Origin of the sequence: Paenibacillus sp. FSL R7-0210, assembly GCF_038009085.1 — a bacterium.
In the GTDB taxonomy this organism is placed as follows: Bacteria; Bacillota; Bacilli; order Paenibacillales; family Paenibacillaceae; genus Paenibacillus_AQ; species Paenibacillus_AQ silagei.
In genome coordinates this window covers 5119497-5137706 of record NZ_JBBPAR010000001.1, presented here as the reverse complement: position 1 = coordinate 5137706, position 18210 = coordinate 5119497, and the positions used below count along the sequence as shown (strand labels likewise).

Here is an 18210-nt window from a genome sequence, read left to right as displayed (position 1 = left end):
ACACAATGGGCAGTGCGGAGGCGCGTGGACCAAATATAGGCGAAAAACCGAACACAATGGGCAGTGCGGAGGCGCGTGGACCAAATATAGGCGAAAAACCGAACACATTAGGCAGGCGCGAGGTGAGTGGGGCAAATATAGGCGAAAAACCGAACACAATCGCAATGTGCCAGTGCGGAGGCGCGAGGGCCAAATTATAGACGAAAAACCGAACACATTGGGCGTAGCAGAGGCACGAGGGCGGAATGTAATCGAAAAACCGATCACAATCGGGGGCTGCAGAGGATGTGGCAGGCGTGCCAGGGCTTACCGCGAAGAATGCGCCCCAGGCCCGCGCTCACACCCCCGCCGATATGAACCGCCGCGCGCACAGAAGCGCAAAAGAGCACTATCCGCCCGGACGGGAGAATAGTGCTCTGACGGGTGATAGTGCCCGGACGGGAGAATAGTGCTCTGATTGAAGGAGCCGGTACTTGACGTAAGCTTCTGCCCTACCGCCGCCCGCAGCAGCTCTCCTGCGCTCAAACCCAGCCGAACAGCCGGGCTGCCGAAGCCACCGCGAAGGTTACGCCGATAGCGATAGCGAGCGGGATTACAGCGGAGAGCACGGCCCACTTCAGGCTTTTGGTCTCCTTGTAGATGTTCACGAGTGTGGTGCCGCAAGGATAGTGGAGCAGGGAGAAGAGCATCATATTCAGCGCCGTCAGCCAGGTCCAGCCGTGGCTCAGGAAGATGTCCTTAATGCTGCCGAGACCTTCGATATCGACCATGGCCCCGGAGGACATGTAGCCCATCAGCAGGATAGGCAGTACAATCTCGTTAGCGGGCAGGCCGAGGATGAAGGCCATAATAATGAAGCCGTCCATGCCGAGCAGCTGCGCGAACGGATCGAACCAGGCCGCCATATGATTCAGCACACTCTCACCGCCGACAAACACATTGCCGAGAATCCAGGTGATGATCCCTGCCGGAGCAGCCACGATGATGGCGCGGGTCAGCACATTGAGGGATTTTTCCTTGGAGGAGCGGATAATGGTCTTCCAGATCTGCGGGCGGCGGTAAGGCGGCAGCTCCAGGGTGTAGTGGGTAGGCACACCGCGCAGCGCGGTTTTGGACATGATCCACGATACACTCAGGGTGACGATAATTCCAATCAGCACGATACCCATCAACACCAGCGCAGTCGCGAAGGTGCGCAGTGCCCCGGTGGTTGCCGCCCCGACCATGAACATGGAGGAGAGCAGAATAAGTGTAGGCCAGCGGCCGTTGCACGGGACGAAGTTGTTGGTCAGAATGGCCAGCATCCGTTCACGGGGCGATTCAATAATGCGGGTGGACAGAATAGCAGCAGCATTGCAGCCGAAGCCCATCGACATCGTTAAGGCCTGCTTGCCATGCCCCCCGGATTTCTTGAACAAGCGGTCCATATTAAAAGCCACCCGGGGCAGATAGCCGAAATTCTCCAGCAGCGCGAACACCGGGAAAAAAATCATCATAGGCGGCAGCATGACGCTGATGACCCATGAGGTTCCGCGATACAGTCCCAGCACAAGGACGCCGTGCAGCCAGGCCGGGGCATGAACAGCCTCGAAGCCCGCGGTCAGATAGCCTTCGATCCAGCTGAAGAGGGAGGCAATCCAGCCGGAAGGATAGTTGGCTCCGGCAATGGTAATCCAGAATACCAGACCAAGACCGGCGAGCATAATAGGGAAGCCCCAGATTTTCGAGGTGACGATATTATCCAGCTTGTAGGTGCTGCCCAGCTTCTTCTTGTCGTGATAAGTAACGGCATCGCTGCAGATTCCGGCCGATACGCCGTAGATTCCGCTGACGATCTCGTCGCGGACCGCCCCTTTGTCTGCCAGCTTCTTCGCAGTAGCGAGCAGGGAATCGAGCGGGTCCTGGCCGTTAATGGCATGCGGTGACTCCATGGCGGGCCACCTCCTTCGCTACAGATGTACCCTTGCGTCTCATATGGGCTTTGAGGGAAGCCAGCAGGCTATGGTCACCGTCCAGCAGGCGCAGGGCAATCCAGCGTGCCGGATATCTGGCACCGACTGTCTGCTCTACCATCGGGATCAGCTCGGCAATGCCTTGCTCAATCTCCTCGTTGTAGGTGATCTTCAGCGGCTCTGCCTTGAATTCACCGGTCGCTACGCGTGCGATCTGATCCAGCAGCGCTTCAATACCGATCCCGTTGCGGGCCGAAATGGCCGTGACAGGCACCCCGAGCCGCTCCGCAATCCGCTTCAGATTAATATCAATGCCCAGCCGCTTGGCTTCATCAATCAGATTGATGCAGACTACGGCGCGTCCCGTTATCTCCAGCACCTGCAGGGCCAGATTGAGGTTGCGCTCAAGCGACGTTGCATCCAGAACCACCAGCGTGACATCCGGCTCCTCGAAAATAATATAGTCCCGGGCCGCCTCTTCATCGGCGGAATTGGAGTAGAGCGAATAGGTGCCGGGAAGGTCAACGGCCCGGTAAGTATGCTCCTTGTGGGTGAACCGCCCTTCGGCGGTGACTACGGTTTTGCCGGCCCAGTTGCCGGTATGCTGGCGCATGCCGGTCAACAGGTTGAACAGCGTGCTCTTGCCTGTATTGGGGTTGCCGGCAAAAGCGACGGTATACTCACTCATCCTTCTCCGCCTCCAATCAGTTCGCCATAAATGAGGGAACTCTCTTCCCGCCGCAGGGCAATGGTCGTATTGCTGATCCGGTAAGCCGTAGGGTCTCCAAGCGGGCTGCGCCGCAGCACTTCTACGCGGTTCCCGGCAACAAATCCGAGATCAAGCAGTCTTCTCCGCAGCACACCCTGGACCTCGATGCCGCTGATCCGCAGCGTGCTGCCGTTCGTAGCTTCAGACAATGGAATTACGGCTCCGGCCATAAGCTCTCCCACTTTCGTATGAATAATGAATGAATAGTTATAGTTATCCTTAAGTATGAAATATGCACTTGTATAGTATATTGTGCACGGCACAGAATATTGCATCCTGCCACAAGATTAGTATACGTAAATAAATTTGTCCTTGCAACAATAATGTTTCCCTAGGGAAAGATGGATACAGCAAGATTTATCAAAAGTATTTCCGGTGTCTGCTATATACTTTGAGTTGTGGAGGGGGTGAGAGTCATGCACTATCAGTTGATTCACAAGAGCATCGAATTTATTGAGCAGCATTTGGAAGAGGATTTGGATTTGGAGAAGGTGGCTAAGGCAGCGGGGTTATCCAAATATCATTTTCACCGGATTTTTCGTAAATATGTGAATAAAAATGTCCATGAATATATCCGGGCCCGCCGTCTCAGCCAAGCAGCCAATCTTCTGCTGTACTCCGAGACACGTATTCTTGAGATTGCGCTGCAGTGCGGCTTTGAGAGCCAGGAGGCTTTTACAAGAGCTTTCAAGGAAATTTATGATTTGCCGCCTGCTCAGTACAGATCGCAGGTGAGACTATTGATTCAAGAAAGAGAGGTATTTACAATGTCAGAGATTACAGGCTGGTATATTACAGGTACCCACCAGGAGAAATATAAGGTCGAGATTGATCCCCGCGTCTGCTATAAGACAAGTCCCTCGATGCATCTTCACTCCAAAGAAGAGGCTGCGCAGGACGACAATGGTTTTGGAACCTTGATGCAGCAGTTTCAGGCAAGAGAGTATCGGGGGAGACGGATGCGCTTCTCCGGGTTCGTTAGAACGGAGGATGTCACCGGCTGGAGCGGCCTGTGGATGAGGGTGGATGATCATCAGCAGAATATGCTGGCATTTGACAACATGCAGAACCGGAGCATACAAGGAACCACAGAATGGAACCACTATGCCTGCGTCATGGATATTCCGTCAGAAGCCGATGTGATCAATATCGGAATTCTGCTGAGCGGAAGCGGACAGGTATGGCTGGGGGAATGTGAATTCGAGGAAGTAGGCAAGGATGTTCCCGTAACGGATGGCTCTACAGGTGCGGAGAACCTTCCGTCCGGGCCGCAGAATCTGAAGTTCGACCAGCAGCCGGAGCACTCTGCTTCAAGCTGAACGCTGTAACCGGCCCCGCACCCAGATCGACAGGGCCAGCAGCAGCGGAATGGCAACCTGGAAGAGCGGGTCAAGCTTCAGACTCGGCCCCAGGCCGACGGCGATATGCTGGGTGTAATCCCGTTCCAGGAATGAGGAGCCGTAGATGACTGCCCCCACAGGGAAGACCCACCATTTGGCCGGTTTGCCGGTCAGCTCTGCAAGAGCTTTTACGGAACAGAAGTAGAAGAGCATCATCTTGATCAGCAGCCCCAGGAAGAGCTGGATCGTGACCAGAATATCAAGCCGCTCGACAAATTTGAGATTGGACAGTACCCGGACGGTTTTGAGAAAAGGCAGCTGGCTCACTCCCGCTATCGCCGGGCCGAGGACGGCCACATTCAGCGCGTTCATGAAAATCAGGAATGCGCTGATGAGCAGATAGGCGTTCACTGTGTATTTTACAGGCACACCGGGCTTCTCCCATAGCGTCCACAGCATCAGAAAGACAATCATCTGCCCGAAGGGAAATGAGACGATCTCCGGCAGTGCCGCTTGCAGAACCGGCCTCAGCCCGCCCTCCATCACCGGCGCCAGACGGCTGAGATCAATCGCCCCCATGATGCTAAGCATCACAACAAGCAGGAAATAGAAGAACAGCATGACCGGCAGCAGTACCTCAGGCAGCCTGAAGACAACCTCCGCCCCCTTCCAGATCGCATATAGGGCCAGCAGCACGAACACCAGCATCGTAATGGCCATTGGGGTTCTCGGCAGCATGGTCATCGCCGTCAGCTCGCCGAGGTCGCGGACATTGCGCATGGACTGATAGGCGAAATACAGGCTGTAGACCGCGCCGATGAACGCCCCTGGAGCTGTGCCGAAATGAGCTTTAAGCATTCCGATCAGGTCCGTGCCCGGAGACCGGTGCTGAATCCACATCAGCACCAGGAGAAGGGCGAAGCCCGCCGCTGAACCTGCACACATCGCCAGCCAGGAATCCTGCTTAGCGGTGCCCCCAAGCAGGAACAGCGGCGTGCTGCCGATTTCAAACAGCATAATCATGAACGCAATCTGCAGGGAAGAGACCTGTTCTTTGTTCACCATGATTGCATCTTTAGCCTCCTAACCAATAGATAATGGCTCTGCCGACAGGCTGGAAGAACGCCGTATACAGGCTGCCCAGCGATACATGAGGGGTATTGGTAATTCCGCATAGATTAAGATACGCCCCGTACCCCATAATGCAGCCAAGTAAGAGCCGTCGCCGGCGGCGTTCTTCTCCGCGTAGCTTCGTCCACCCCCAACCATAGGCAAGCGCATAGAGTAGAAGAGTAATAGCTATTTTCATAGATATGCTCCCTTACTTCTGCTGGACAGACTTGAATGATTTATTACTGAGTCCGGTCCGTTCTATCTCGATGGAGACCTGCGGGCGGAGCTCAATCTCCTGAAAGATGCTGTCCCAGCTCTTCTCCTTCTCAATCTGCTTCCAGCGCTTCGGATCGCTCCGGTGTACTCTCACAGCAAATCCGGTGACGTCTGCCCCCAGCCGCTTGACCTCCGCCCAGGCGTTATTCATTAGCTCCAGCACCCGTTGCTCCAGCGAGGTCTCCATTTCACTGATCGCCTTGCGGTCGTTCAGATCCATGACACTGCCAAGCTCCGTCAGCACACCGCTGCCCTTGACGTTAACCTCCATCACATAATGATCCTTGTCCCAGACCGGGTGGACGGTGGTGGCCGAATTCTGCAGGATGAAGGAAGCATCCAGCTTGTCGCTTGTTGCCGGCCGCGAGGGGAAGGCGATGGTGGCAGAATCAATGTTATCGGTCAGAAAAGAAAGCCCAAACGCCTGCTTCTGGCTGAGCCAGCCCGCGAACGTATCCCCCTTAATGACGCCCAGCCTTCCCAGCGCCAGCCGCGAGGGCAGGTCGGTAACTGCGGTCTCACTGGTCTCATCCATCGTTCGGGAGCCGGTCAGCAGTATCTCCGGCAACACCGCGCTTTTGGACTCGGAGGACAGCGCCATCGCCAGCTCATACAGCCGAATTCCCGGATAGTAGGACAAGAGCCTTGATTCCTGTTCGATCATAAGCTGGATGCCGGCGCCCTGATTTTTGGTCATCTGCATCAGCTGATCCAGAATCATCCCGGCATCTCCTTGGGAGATGAACACAAAGACCGTTTCTCTGGCATCCTGCTTGCGCAGGAACATATCAATCAGCTGATTGATCCCGTGTCTGGCCAGGCTCTCGCCGATGACGGTGATTCTGGAGTGGGAGAAGAACATCTCCCGCGTACTGGTCAGATTCGTTCGTTCAATGGCTTCCATGATCGTCCGCCCCTTGACTGTGAAGGTGAGGAAGGGCGGCGAGCTGGTGCTGCCTCCTCCGCTGCCACCCATCCCGCTGGCGCCTGAGGAGGGGTTAATGACCTGATAAGTCGCCTTCCATTGATTATCCTCCCAGTCGTAGGCGGAGCCGGAGGTAATGCCCAGCTCGTTAAGCTCCCGGTCATCCCAGCAGCCGGAGAGCAGAACGGATAGAAGCGGGAGGCAGAGCAGGAGGCGCAGCAGGGTGCCCGGTTTGTTCATCATGTCTCCAGCCCCTTCCGTTTAGACCGGGCCTTGTGCAACCTGTTCAGCAGTACCGCGCCCAGCGGCACCAGGACGTTGAACAGGAAGAAGACCACGAACCGCCCTTCCTGATTGTAGTTGTTCAGCTTGGCTGAGCTTTGCCAGGAGAACAGGCATTCCAGGGCAATAATCAGACCTAGAGCTCCAATGAAGGGCCGGCTGCTGCTGACCCGGAACGTCTGCTTGAAGCACTCCACTGTCACGAACAGGAAGATGGCAAATTTCAGATAGATCGACAGCACCCAGTAAGAGATGAAGAGAATATCCAGCTTCTCTATGAACCGGCCGACCCGGAGGATGCTGATGGTAGCGAAGCCGGGGTAGGCACTCAGCTTAATGAATTCCGGGCCGAATACCATCAGGGCGGTGATCAGAATCAACATCATCAGGATTGCAACGAACAGCAGGCCTGTCCAGCCGATAATCTTGGCCCGCTGAGGATATTGCAGATAAGGGGCAAGGAACAGCAGTACCGCCACTTCAGACATCCATGCTGTCGGTGTCAGGCTCGCCAGGGTGATCTCAGCCAGACTATGGTCGAACATGGGCAGCAAATGATGCACATTCAGGTCGCTGTACAGCCCTAGCAGATACAGCGGTACGAAGAACAGATAGAGCAGAATCACCAGACTGTTCACTCTGGCGATAGCTTCAATGCCCTGCCTTACCATATAGATGGTGATGAAGAGAATCAGAATGACGAGCACCGTGATCGGGGTGTTGATCAGGACGTTGTCTTTAAGGAAATTAACGAATTCACGCAGAATAGTTGCCGTGGTGTCCAGGTAGAACTGGAGCATCAGCAGACCGAGGATCACGGACACTACCGGAGAGCTTTTCTCCCCGACCCAGTCCAGAAAAGGAGCGCCGTTGCTGTTCTGAATCACAGTTCCGACAATCCAGGCAATAAGCAGACCCGCCAGGGTAGACAGAATAATGGCGAGCGGAGCGTCTTGCTCAGTATAGGTGCTGATAATGATAGGAAGCACGACGGTAGCTGTCGGCAGTATGGTATTGACGACAAGCAGGACGGCTTGCGTGGTGCCAATTTTTCCATTCATGCTGGACCCTCTCCCTGCGGCTTAGGCTGTGCCGGTGATGGCTTGGCTGCGTCTTCAGCCGGCTGCGGCTTCTGGTGCGGTGATTGTCTGCGGGTCTCCTTGCCCAGATTGGTCTTGGGACGCATATTCATGCCCCATAGCGGAACGCGGATGAAGATATCCTTCAGATAACGCGGAATCATCGGCGCTACCGGAGACAGATAGGGAACTCCGAAGGAGCGCAGGCCTGCCATATGAATCAGCAGCACCATCAGGAAGGACATAATGCCGAACAGGCCGAGCGAGGCAGCGATGAACATCATCACGAAGCGGATCAGCCGGATGGAGTTGGCGATGGCCAGTGACGGAATCACGAAGTTCGAGATGGCGGTAAAAGAAACCACAATGACCATCGCCGCCGAGACCAGCCCGGCCTGAACGGCAGCCTGCCCCAGCACCAGCGCACCGACGATAGAGATAGCCGGTCCGATGGTCCGCGGCATACGTACCCCCGCTTCACGCAGGACGTCGAAGGTCAGCTCCATCAGCAGTGCCTCTGCGAAGGCGGGGAGCGGAACGCCTTCCCGCTGGGCAGCCAGACTGATCAGCAGCGTGGTCGGCAGCATCTCCTGGTGAAAGGTAGTAACGGCAATATAAAGTGCAGGCAGCAGCATAGAGACGAAGAACGCACCGTAGCGGATCAGCCGCAGAAAGGAGGAAATATCATACCGCTGGTAGTAATCCTCGCTGGATTGAAAAAAGTTGAAGAAGGTGGACGGGGCCAGCAGGGCAAAGGGGGTGCCGTCAATGACAATCCCCACCTGGCCTTCCAGAATGCCCCCGGCCATGGCGTCGGGACGTTCGGTATTCTGAATGGTGGGAAAAGGCGTCAGTCCGCCGTCCTGTATGAATTCTTCAATATAATTGCTCTCCAGAATGGCGTCGGTATTGATGGCGTTCAGCCGGCGGCGGATTTCGGTCAGCACCTGTTCACTGGCAAGGCCCTTCAGATAGACGAGGGCAATTCCGGTCCCTGTACGCTGTCCGATGGTATATTCCTCAATCCGCAGATCAGCGGTTTTCAGGCGGCGGCGCAGCATGGCGGTTCCGGTGCGCAGGCTCTCGGTGAAGCCTTCCTTGGGCCCGCGGATAACCCCCTGGGAGGTCGGCTCATTAATGCTTCTTTTCTCCCAGCCGGAGGTGTCGGCGGCCAGTGCGACCTGAAGCCCCTCGAACAGAATCAGGGTATAGCCGTCAAAAAGCAGGGGCAGCAGCACCTCCAGGGTCCGGGCCTCCTTCACTCCCCCAACCGGCAGAATGTGCTCCTTGATTAGGTTGAAGGCAGCTTCTGTGGTAATGCTATCTCCGTTCAGCGTGCTGTTCTCCATTAAAGACTGGAGCACCGCCTGGTTGACCGTATCTGCGTTGACCAGACCGTCAATATAAATGAAGGCAAGGGTAAGTGGAGGCTTGGCTTCACTCTTATAATGGCGGATGACAATATCCGAGCTGCTGCCGATCCGGCGGCTGAACTCCTGTAAATTATCCTCAAGGGAGAGCTTCAGCGGAAGCGGTGCAGGCACGGAGGTTTCTACAGGATCTTTGGTAGTCTGGCGGCTCTTCTTCGGCTCTTGAGGCATCTCGGGGGCTCCCTTCTGCTGAAATCTGGATGTGTTGGTGTATTATCCCCCGTAGGCGTATTCCTTATTCTGCCTGATTACAGACTGAACTGAGCCCGCTTGAGGAGCCGCTGGAATCAAAAAAAGAAACTGCCCATAGGAATGGCCGCTTCTCAGCATTCCATAAAGGCAGTTTCATCAACACACTTAAGATTTACACTCTAAGCTTGGTGCATTATTTAGTCTGTACGACCAGAGCGTTGCTGATCAGGCGTCCCGGAGTCGTCAGATACTTGCCATTGTAGTACAGGCCGCTGGAGGCACCGCCATCCAGGTTCATCGCCTGGTAGGCTCCGGCCTGCTTCATAATTTCCGCCAGCTGGGGGATGGTTGCCCCGCCGGAGGTCAGCAGAATCAGCTTATGATCGCGGGTGATGCCCAATGCGCTGCGGGCGCCACCGCCAGTCAGGATTTTGGGGTCCCGGAAGCCTTCGGCCGCCACATTCAGCGCGACTTTCCCGTTGACCAACAGCCGTGGTCCCGCCTGGAGTGCGCCGAGAACGGAACCGGAATCGAAGCGTGCCTTGAATTCACTGCCCGGAATCAGCTCAGACAGCATATTACTGTCGTAAGCGAAGACAGCCCGTTTATCTCCGGAGCTGTTCTTCAGCATCTTCCCGCCGCTGATGATGTAGCCGTAAGGAACCTTGAAGGCGCCGTCAGTATAGGCGGCGAAGAATGTGCCGTTGATCGCGGCGGCGGCATTGCTGCGCTTGGCGATGCTGGCAAGAGCTTCTGTCTTGCCGACGGTATTCCCGGCCAGAACAGCATCCAGCTTCACCGAAGGATGCAGCAGGGAGACTGTGACCGTCTGGACGCTGAAGGAGCGGCCGCCGACCTTGTAGGTATGATGTCCGCTGACTACAGCGGGCGATCCGCTCTTGATCAGGCTGCCGTTCTGTACAGGCAGGGTGGCTGTCTCAGCGGTGCCTGTTTCAGCCCCGCTTGTCAGCGTAAGCGAACCGGCCTCCTTGTTCCACTGGAGCTGTATGCCAAGTGTCTGGCTTACAAGAGACAAGGGGACATAGGTGGTCCCGTTCTCACTGAAAGGCCGCACACTTGCGGTAACGGGCTTGCCGTTGACGGAAGCCCCGGGCTTGCCTGGAGTGAAGCTAATGGAATTCTCGCCGCGTGATATCTCAATCTGGCCGCCGGAAGCGGTAAGCACAGACTGGATACCGGCGAAGCCGTTCAGGAAGCGGACCGGGATGAAGGAGTGATTCTCCTTGTCCACATATACGGCAAGCTTGGCCTGCGGCGCCGCAGCGGCACCGGATTGCAGTGCTGGAAGAAGGACAGCCAGCAGACAGAAGGCGGTAAAGAGGGTGAGCATTTTTTTCATGATACACAAAATCTCCTTTGCTTATAGCAGGTTGATCTGCAGGTTAGGATGATTCTGGAACAGGCCCCAGAATGCAGCACTTGAGCTACCATCATATAATCGTCTTCCGTTACCGTCAATGGAGCATGCATCCAGCAGCGGGTTAGTTTATAATGGGAACACATTAGAATATCTGCATATAAGGGTGGTAGCGATCATGACAAGAATAGGCTTAATCCGGCACGGCAGCACTCGCTGGAATCAGGAGGGCCGGGTCCAGGGCCACACGGATAATCCTCTGGACGAGGAAGGCTTCCGGCAGGCCGGCGTGCTTGCGGAGCGGCTTAGCGGCGAAGCGTGGGATTATATCTATTCAAGCGACCTGCTGCGGGCCAGACAGACGGCGGAGACTATCGCCGGGAGGCTGGGCATCCCGCTGGCCGGTCTCCTTCCGGACATCCGGGAGATGAACGGCGGATTGATTGAAGGAACCACAGAGAGCGAGCGGATCGAGCGCTTCGGCAGCCAGTGGAAGACGATGGATCTGAAGCTGGAGAGCCAGGAGCTGGCCCGCGAGCGGGGAGTCCGGGCGATTGAAGAGCTTGCTGCCCGCCATCCCGGCAGCAATGTGCTGGTCGTCAGCCACGGGGCTATTCTGCGGAGTACGCTGGCCGGACTTGTGCCTTCCCTGGATGTGAGCGTGCTGCTGAAGAACACCTCTATCACCTGCCTGGTCAATGAGAATGACAGCTGGAGCTGTGAATTGTACAACAGCGCGGAGCATATGGACGGATAGGACGGGATATTTCCGAGCATTTCATTACAATAAAGCGCCGGTCCTGCCGATAATATGCTTAGTGCTGATCCGGTGGGGGTATTAATGTCCAGCATCCCCTGCCGGAGTTGTTCAGAATATGTTCAGTCGGATCCTGTACAGTAGCGCTTAAAAGCGATAAAACCATAAATTCATTGATAGGCTGAAGGAGGGCGTAAGACTAGTGGAAGAGGCCCGCAATTATATGCTGACGATTCTATCCATACTTATAGGGGTCCTGACCGTATATAGCACGCTCAGATTGACAAAGGATTTCTCCAGACAACCGCAAAGAACCCGGGCGGTCCGCTCGAGTCTTGTGGTGCTGGTAATCAGTGCCGGGCTTGGCGGCATGCATCTGCTGGGCAGAAGAGCCATAACCGGCTTCACTACAGAAGGCAGAAGCCTGCTGATCTCTTTGTTCCTGTACATGCTGACACTTGCCGGTATTCTGTATCTGTTCCTGCGGATCCGCATGATCCTTGGAGAGCGTGACCAGCTCAAGGAGTTGGCATACCGGGATACGCTGACCGGCCTGCTGAACAAGAACGGAATGGATCATTTCTGGGATCACTGCAAATTGAGCGAGCAGCTGTCGGTATTATATCTGGACCTGAACCGGTTCAAATCGATTAACGATACCCTCGGCCATCATACAGGGGATCTTTTACTGGAGGCTGTAGGAACCAGCCTGCAGCAATTTACCTGCAAAGGCAAGCGGCATATTTTCCGGGTGGGCGGAGATGAATTCGTCATTATCGCCAAACGCTGCAGCCGTAAGGAGTCAGAGCAGCTTGCCCTTAAGGTTCTGGAGCGCATCACCCGGACCTATAAGCTGGAGAGCCATGAATTATTCGTGTCCGCCAGTGTAGGCGTGACGATTAGCCAGGGCCGGATTGACCCGAAGCAGCTGCTTCAAGAGGCGGATTCGGCTATGTACAGTGCCAAGCAGCTGGGAAGCGGGCGTTATGCCGTATACAAGCAGGAGAGCCGTATTCCTTCCGTGAAGCTGGTCAGCAGCTCAAGGGCACAATAAATATTTCGTCTAAAGCCCCACTTTGTGGGGCTTTTTTTGACAATAGCGGCTGCGCCATCCTATGGACAGCGCAGCCGTGTTACATATGTCAGACGCCTCTGGCAGCCAGCAGTCCGGCCAGAACATCCGGATGATCGGTAATGATCCCCGCCACCTCAGCATCGATAAGAGCCTGCATCCGCTCGGGATCATTAACCGTCCACGGATGATAGACAATGCCTTTCTCCGCTGCGGCATTCACGAACTCCGGCAGGACCGAGGAATGATGGGCGTGCAGTGCATCTGCCTGCAATGTAGCTGCGTAATTCCAAGGACGGTACAGCCCCTCTCCGTAGAGAATACCCGTACGGATCTCCGGTGCCAGCGACTTGCAGTACGCCAGGGAGTAATGGTTGAAGCTGGAGATCACCACCCGCTCACTCATGCCCTGCTCCCTTACAGCGGCGATGACCTTCTCTTCCATACCGGGATAGAGGAAGGTCCCGTTCTTCAGCTCTATATTCAGAATCGTCTCCCGGCCCTGCAGCAGATCCAGCAGCTCGTCCAGTGTCGGAATCCGTTCTCCTGCGAACTCAGGGCTGAACCAGGAGCCTGCGTCCACCTCCAGCACCTCACGAAGCGTCTTATCCTTCACATAACCGCTGCCTGAAGTGGTGCGGTTAAGACTCTCATCATGGATCACTACTACTGCTCCGTCACTGGTCATTTGTACGTCGGTCTCAATGCCGGTTGCACCAAGCTCCAGACCCTTGCGGAAGGCCGCCATTGTGTTCTCCGGGGCGGCTGCGGATGCGCCGCGATGCGCGAAATTAATGATGTTCATGTCGAGTAGTTCCCTCCATCTCTATGATGTAATGCAGCCCGTAGTGTCCGGGCCCCTTATAGTATATTCCACATCACGTCAAGAAACCCTGTCCCCTGTTCTATAAAGGACGGGTTTCTTGAATTTTACCGTGGTACGTTCGGAAGCAATCGCTTAGAATAGACAACAACTATACTACCTACAGAAAGAAGCGATAAAGCTTGAAGTTTTGTCTGGAATGCGGAAGCCGCTTGGTAATGAAGGAATGCAATGGAGAAGGTGAGGTACCCTACTGTGATTCATGCGCCGTCTTCAGATTCCCTGTGTTCAGCACAGCGATGAGTACAGCCGTACTGAACCGCGGACTTGATAGAATCCTGCTCATCCAGCAGTATAAGCGCAAGGATTACATTCTGCTCGCCGGGTATGTGAATAAGGGAGAGAACGCCGAAGCGGCCCTGACCCGTGAAGTGAAGGAAGAAGCGGGGCTTGAGGTGATTGCTTATGAATATATGCGCAGCCAGTATTTCCCCCCGTCTAATACATTAATGCTCAATTACATTAGTGTGGCTGACACGGAGGACCTGAGTGCCATGAGCGACGAGCTGGACCACGCAGCCTGGTTCACACTGGATGAAGCTGCGGACGCCATATTACCCGGCAGCCTCGCGGAGAGCTTCCTGCTTACAATTATTGATAAGCTGAGACAGGGGAGGGCTCTGGAGGATTTTACAGCGGTTGTCCGGTAATTGCGAGTTCTGAAGGCTAAGGCTTCCCTTATGCAGAGACGATGTCGCGGATTCTCTCATGTACCTGCTGCGCCTCCAGGAAGGCTGCGGAATATTGAAGATCTGTTTTGCGGGCCGGCAGGCGCGGCGGGAGAAAAGGAATGGATACCACAGGCGTATCTGCGCTGCTAAAATAGATTCTGAGCGTCAGCTCGCGGATCTCTTCGGCAGGACTGCCGCCCTGGACAGGCTCTGTGAATTCATAGCTTACGGCGGTACCTGCCCTTGTTCTCGGTGCACTGGTGGTAATCCGGCTGGTCTTGCTGACCTTGCTGAGCGTCAGGGCATTCTCGACAATCTCTGCTCCAAGGATGGCATCGAACGTATACAGGGTGGCTGTCGCCGGCTCCGGCTTCCCTGGATGCAGCAGCCCGATGGCGAGCGCCTGGCCTTCTTCATCCAGGGCAATCAGATGGGATTCGTCTGGAGTTATGAACCGCTGGGGGAATTTCAGGCTGAAGGCGGACAGGGCATGGGTAGCCCCGCTATGGCCCGCAGCCCTGGGATGGGAGAGTCTGTACTGAAGAACCGCAGCCAACAGCAGGAGAGACACGCCAAGCACAGCAAACAGATACACCAGAATCATGAGCACTGAACCGCCTCCTCACAAGGTTGTGCGGGCTGCCCTTGCTGCAATCACTTCGGGCACAACCCGCTTCGTAAGCTTTGGCAAGTGAACTATTAATAGATATGCGGTAAGAGATCAGGTATGTATGACTTCAAGCGGGGTACTGGTGGAATTCACAGGTGTTCCTGAAACTGCGTTGATCCAGGCCGCGTACAGACGTCCAAGACCTACAAGCAGCAGCGGCAGAATCAGCAGCAGTACAAATCCGGTTCCGCATAGAATCCACGAGCGTTCATCTGAGGTTGTGCCGGACAGGAAGAAGAAGAACTCCGGGTCCAGCATATTCAGATCATAGGAGAATACCGATGAACTGATTCGCTGGGCCACAGGTGACACAAGAGCACTGAAGGCCACCGCAGGCAGAACCAGTGCTAGTGTGAACCCCAGAATACCTGCGGGCAGCTGGAGGAGACTGTACAGGATTCCCCGGTACGACTCCCTTTCGCGGAGCTGGTGTCCTAATGCCCGCAGCCCCTCCCAGTGGAAGGCGGGAGCATGATCTGCGGCAGCAGGCAGTCCTGTTCCACGTCGGCTGTTGCCGCTGGACCAGGCTTCAACTGTTTTGTGTTCACTGGACATCATACTGCGGCACCAGGCCAAGGTCAGGGCCAGCAGCGGCAGCCCTACCCATACAATAATCAAGGGCAGGCTTGCACATAGACCTGTAACAGCAATTACGAAGGCGATGATTCCTTTAGGCAGAGAGAGGATCAGCATTTTCCACGCGTGTATACTTTGTCTTATCATTCAGGGCGCTCCATTCCGGATTTCCAAATTTCAACTTCTTCAGTATAGAGGCTTCATCCAGAGAACACACTCTCCAAAAGGCGGGAAAAATCCTGGTCGCAGGTCTAGTACTGACATAGTCAGGAATCTTCCTGCTATTTACAATGTTTATCTTTATACTAAGGGTAGAGCGGTTTATAAGGATTACGACTAAGAAGGGGAGTGTAGCAATTTATGCTGTTAGAGGTTATAGCAACTACAGTAAATGATGCGGTCATAGCGGAGCGTTATGGTGCTGACCGGATTGAACTGGTCACGGGTATCCGGGAGGGCGGATTAACGCCCAGTCTGGGACTGATCGAAGCGGTCCGGGAGAAGGTCAGTATTCCTGTGAGAGTGATGGTCAGGCCGCACGCCCGCTCCTTCGTGTATGATACATCCGATGTGGAGACCATGCTGCGCGATATCCGGCATATAGCCGGGGTAGGCGGACTGTCTTTGGTTATGGGCATGCTCCGCCAGGACCGGACAATAGATGAAGAACTGCTGAATCGGCTGCTGGAGCGGGCAGGGGGGATGGAGGTTACCTTCCACCGTGCGTTCGACGAGGTGCAGGACCAGCTTGAAGCCCTTGAGGTCTTGAAGCGGTATCCGCAGATTACCGATATCCTGACCTCCGGCGGGACTGCTGCGGCCAATACACCCGGCGGTATGGTAAGGCTCGCCGTATTGGAACGGCTGTCTGCCGGTTCTTCGCTCTCCATCCTGGCAGGCAGCGGTCTGAACGCCGCAGATCTGAAGGATTTCGTTACAAGGACCGGAGTCCGCCGGGTACACTTCGGATCGGCGGTCCGGGAGGAGGGCGATCCGCTAAAGCCTATTGACCCGGAGCGGCTCCAAGCCATCCGTGCGCTTCTCAAGCCCTGTTAGAGGCCCAGCAGTCTGGGCAGCAGCGTCAGCAGCCGCTCCCGGGTCAGCGCATCGCCGGAATTCCATTTGGCTCCATCCAGCATATAGGCATGGCCCTGCTCCACGGCAGGCAGACTGCTCCAGAGCTCCGTCTGGAGCAGCTGCTCCATGGCCTCCCGGGAGTCCTCCCGCTCTGGAATCAGCATGAAGACACGGTCCCCTGCGTAGCTGTGCAGCATCGCCGGGTCCACTTCGCGGAACCCCAGATCCTTGTCCAGAATGTCCTTGATCTCCGCTGTCGGCTGCAGGCCGCCAGGGGCATACAAGGCCGTGGACAAGCCGGTCATTCCCATGGCGTATAGATGGTTGCCATGGTCATAGAACAGCGCCGAAGCTGTTTCACCCTTCAAGAGTCCCCCGGCGTACAGATGCTGCCACATGGCTGCGTTCTTGGCATGATAGGCTTGCAGCCAGACCTCAGCTTCGCGCTGCTTCCCGAGCCACTCTCCAAGAATCCGCAGCCGCTGCTCCAGCGGTGCGAAGGAGTCGAAGGTGAGTGTTGGGGCGATGCCGGATACACCCCGGTAGATCTGTTCATCCGGGCTTGCGAGGATAATCAGGTCAGGCCGGATGGACCGGGTCAGCTGCGGGTCCAGCGGAAATCCGACATTGGCTAAGCGCTTGACCCGGTGGCTATAGACGCTGCCCCGGGCAAACGCCTCGTCGCCGCCGACAGGCTTCACCCCCAGCGCCAGCACATCGCCCAGTGTCTCCCCGTGGTAGACAACACGCTTCGGACGCTCCGGGATGTCCACCGAATGTCCGGTCCAGTCCGTGACCGTAATCCGGCGCTGCTGCGACCGGGCATATTGCCCGGGAGTCATTCCCGTCTTCTGCCGGAAGCGGCGGCTGAAGTAGTATTCGTCGGAGAAGCCTACCCGCAGGGCAATCTCGCGCAGCGGCTCGGCGGCTTCAAGCAGATAAGTCTTCGAGTGCCCAATGCGCAGATCCGTCAGATAATCGAGTGGGCGCTGGCCGGTCAGTTTCTGGAAGATCGGAGTGTATTGCCAGGGGGAGACACCGGCCAGCTCCGCGAGCTGCTTCACCGTGATACTCTCCCTATAATGCTGCTGCATGAAGTGTATCGTACTCTCCACCGATTGCGCCGGACTTGGCAGCTGGCGGGTGGAGTAGTTCTGTTCAAGCAGCAGGAGCAGCAGCTCTTGGAATTGGAGCTGTTGTCTGACATGCTGGAGCTCATCCCTGCCGTTATGATCCGCAAGCAGCTCTTCCGCCAGCCGGATCACTCTGGTGAAGGGGTGGACAATCAGCTCTTTTTGCCCCGGTAGCAGTTCATCTACGTAGAACGCAGGGGAATCCCCTGTAGTCAAAGCGGCAAAAGTCAACACATAAAAATAAAGCGTCAGCTCCCGGTTATTCAGACTGTATGAGGTTCCGGGAGGCAGCAGACAGCACTTGTCCGCATGCACAGAGAGTGAGGTCTGCTCAGTGATTCCGAGTTCACCGCGCCCGCCCGTAAACAGCAGTAGCGTATGCTGCTCCGCTGTCTGCATAGCCGATATAGTGTCAGCGCTCAGCATCACCAGTTCAATGCTCCTGAATTGAAACAGCAGGGAACGGAGAGGGGCGGACGGGAGTGCAGGCAGGTGGTCGTGGTCAGGCTCGCGCAAGGCAGGCACTCCTTTCAGACAGCTTAGAATTGAATTATATTGAGAACGATTATCAATAAACAATATTGTATATAAAATAAAGCAGCTTATCAACAGGCGTTGATAAGCTGCTTTTCAGT

The 18210-nt window shown here is 55.6% G+C and carries 18 protein-coding genes; 5 read left to right on the top strand and 13 right to left on the bottom strand.

All coding sequences use genetic code 11. The features are described from left to right. Positions 1-521 precede the first annotated feature (521 nt). The 3 genes from MKY64_RS21800 to MKY64_RS21790 are packed head-to-tail and all read right to left on the bottom strand — an operon-like array spanning position 522 to position 2891. Positions 522-1931 carry a nucleoside recognition domain-containing protein gene (locus MKY64_RS21800; protein ID WP_339254018.1) on the bottom strand — a complete coding sequence of 470 codons (1410 nt, stop codon included), beginning with the start codon at positions 1929-1931 and terminating at the stop codon, positions 522-524. Beyond that, positions 1909-2640, bottom strand: coding sequence for a FeoB small GTPase domain-containing protein (locus MKY64_RS21795; RefSeq protein ID WP_339254020.1), 732 nt, complete (start codon positions 2638-2640; stop codon positions 1909-1911). Before MKY64_RS21795 ends, MKY64_RS21800 begins: the two co-directional genes overlap by 23 nt. Beyond that, the gene (locus MKY64_RS21790) at positions 2637-2891 is read right to left on the bottom strand and encodes a FeoA family protein (protein WP_036723378.1); all 255 of its coding nucleotides are present in this window, start codon (positions 2889-2891) and stop codon (positions 2637-2639) included. The genes MKY64_RS21795 and MKY64_RS21790 overlap by 4 nt, the downstream gene beginning before the upstream one ends. A gap of 246 nt (positions 2892-3137) precedes the next feature. Between MKY64_RS21790 and MKY64_RS21785 the strand changes: the two genes are divergently transcribed. Beyond that, a complete protein-coding gene (locus MKY64_RS21785; protein ID WP_339254022.1) occupies positions 3138-4040 on the top strand; it encodes an AraC family transcriptional regulator in 903 nt (300 codons plus the stop codon). Here MKY64_RS21785 and MKY64_RS21780 read toward each other — a convergent pair. From MKY64_RS21780 to MKY64_RS21755, 6 genes are all read right to left on the bottom strand, one after another. After that, on the bottom strand, positions 4032-5126 hold the full coding sequence (locus tag MKY64_RS21780) for a GerAB/ArcD/ProY family transporter (RefSeq protein WP_339254024.1): 1095 nt from the start codon (positions 5124-5126) through the stop codon (positions 4032-4034). The two genes, MKY64_RS21785 and MKY64_RS21780, sit on opposite strands and share 9 nt — an antisense overlap. Before the next feature lie 10 nt (positions 5127-5136). Next, positions 5137-5370 carry a hypothetical protein gene (locus tag MKY64_RS21775; protein WP_076079529.1) on the bottom strand — a complete coding sequence of 78 codons (234 nt, stop codon included), beginning with the start codon at positions 5368-5370 and terminating at the stop codon, positions 5137-5139. 12 nt (positions 5371-5382) lie between these two features. Continuing rightward, on the bottom strand, positions 5383-6618 hold the full coding sequence (locus tag MKY64_RS21770; RefSeq protein ID WP_339254026.1) for a Ger(x)C family spore germination protein: 1236 nt from the start codon (positions 6616-6618) through the stop codon (positions 5383-5385). Next, complete coding sequence (locus MKY64_RS21765) at positions 6615-7718, bottom strand: GerAB/ArcD/ProY family transporter (RefSeq protein WP_209878812.1); 1104 nt, start codon at positions 7716-7718, stop codon at positions 6615-6617. Before MKY64_RS21765 ends, MKY64_RS21770 begins: the two co-directional genes overlap by 4 nt. Next, a complete protein-coding gene (locus tag MKY64_RS21760; protein ID WP_209878809.1) occupies positions 7715-9337 on the bottom strand; it encodes a spore germination protein in 1623 nt (540 codons plus the stop codon). The genes MKY64_RS21765 and MKY64_RS21760 overlap by 4 nt, the downstream gene beginning before the upstream one ends. 214 nt (positions 9338-9551) lie before the next feature. Then, entirely contained in the window at positions 9552-10718 is a 1167-nt protein-coding gene (locus MKY64_RS21755; protein WP_339254030.1) for a phosphodiester glycosidase family protein, read from the bottom strand. A 196-nt stretch (positions 10719-10914) separates the two neighbouring features. Here MKY64_RS21755 and MKY64_RS21750 point away from each other — a divergent pair, with 196 nt between their 5' ends. Next, entirely contained in the window at positions 10915-11493 is a 579-nt protein-coding gene (locus tag MKY64_RS21750) for a histidine phosphatase family protein (RefSeq protein ID WP_076079535.1), read from the top strand. A gap of 202 nt (positions 11494-11695) precedes the next feature. Next, positions 11696-12547, top strand: coding sequence for a diguanylate cyclase domain-containing protein (locus MKY64_RS21745; protein ID WP_209878805.1), 852 nt, complete (start codon positions 11696-11698; stop codon positions 12545-12547). 88 nt (positions 12548-12635) lie between these two features. Here the strand turns inward: MKY64_RS21745 and MKY64_RS21740 are convergent, their stop codons facing one another. Next, positions 12636-13370 carry a glycerophosphodiester phosphodiesterase gene (locus MKY64_RS21740; RefSeq protein WP_339254033.1) on the bottom strand — a complete coding sequence of 245 codons (735 nt, stop codon included), beginning with the start codon at positions 13368-13370 and terminating at the stop codon, positions 12636-12638. Between the two features lie 236 nt (positions 13371-13606). On the opposite strand from MKY64_RS21740, the gene MKY64_RS21735 reads away from it, so the two are divergent. Further along, the gene (locus MKY64_RS21735; protein WP_339254035.1) at positions 13607-14098 is read left to right on the top strand and encodes an NAD(+) diphosphatase; all 492 of its coding nucleotides are present in this window, start codon (positions 13607-13609) and stop codon (positions 14096-14098) included. A 28-nt stretch (positions 14099-14126) separates the two neighbouring features. Here MKY64_RS21735 and MKY64_RS21730 read toward each other — a convergent pair whose 3' ends face one another. Both MKY64_RS21730 and MKY64_RS21725 read right to left on the bottom strand, forming a co-directional pair. Further along, complete coding sequence (locus MKY64_RS21730; protein ID WP_340955654.1) at positions 14127-14729, bottom strand: hypothetical protein; 603 nt, start codon at positions 14727-14729, stop codon at positions 14127-14129. A 111-nt stretch (positions 14730-14840) separates the two neighbouring features. Beyond that, positions 14841-15512: a sensor domain-containing protein gene (locus MKY64_RS21725; RefSeq protein WP_340955651.1), complete on the bottom strand. Its 672-nt coding sequence runs from the start codon at positions 15510-15512 to the stop codon at positions 14841-14843. A gap of 213 nt (positions 15513-15725) precedes the next feature. On the opposite strand from MKY64_RS21725, the gene MKY64_RS21720 reads away from it, so the two are divergent. Continuing rightward, positions 15726-16421 carry a copper homeostasis protein CutC gene (locus MKY64_RS21720; RefSeq protein ID WP_339254041.1) on the top strand — a complete coding sequence of 232 codons (696 nt, stop codon included), beginning with the start codon at positions 15726-15728 and terminating at the stop codon, positions 16419-16421. On the opposite strand, the gene MKY64_RS21715 is transcribed toward MKY64_RS21720, so the two are convergent. Beyond that, entirely contained in the window at positions 16418-18091 is a 1674-nt protein-coding gene (locus MKY64_RS21715; protein WP_339254043.1) for a helix-turn-helix domain-containing protein, read from the bottom strand. The two genes, MKY64_RS21720 and MKY64_RS21715, sit on opposite strands and share 4 nt — an antisense overlap. Positions 18092-18210: the final 119 nt, after the last annotated feature.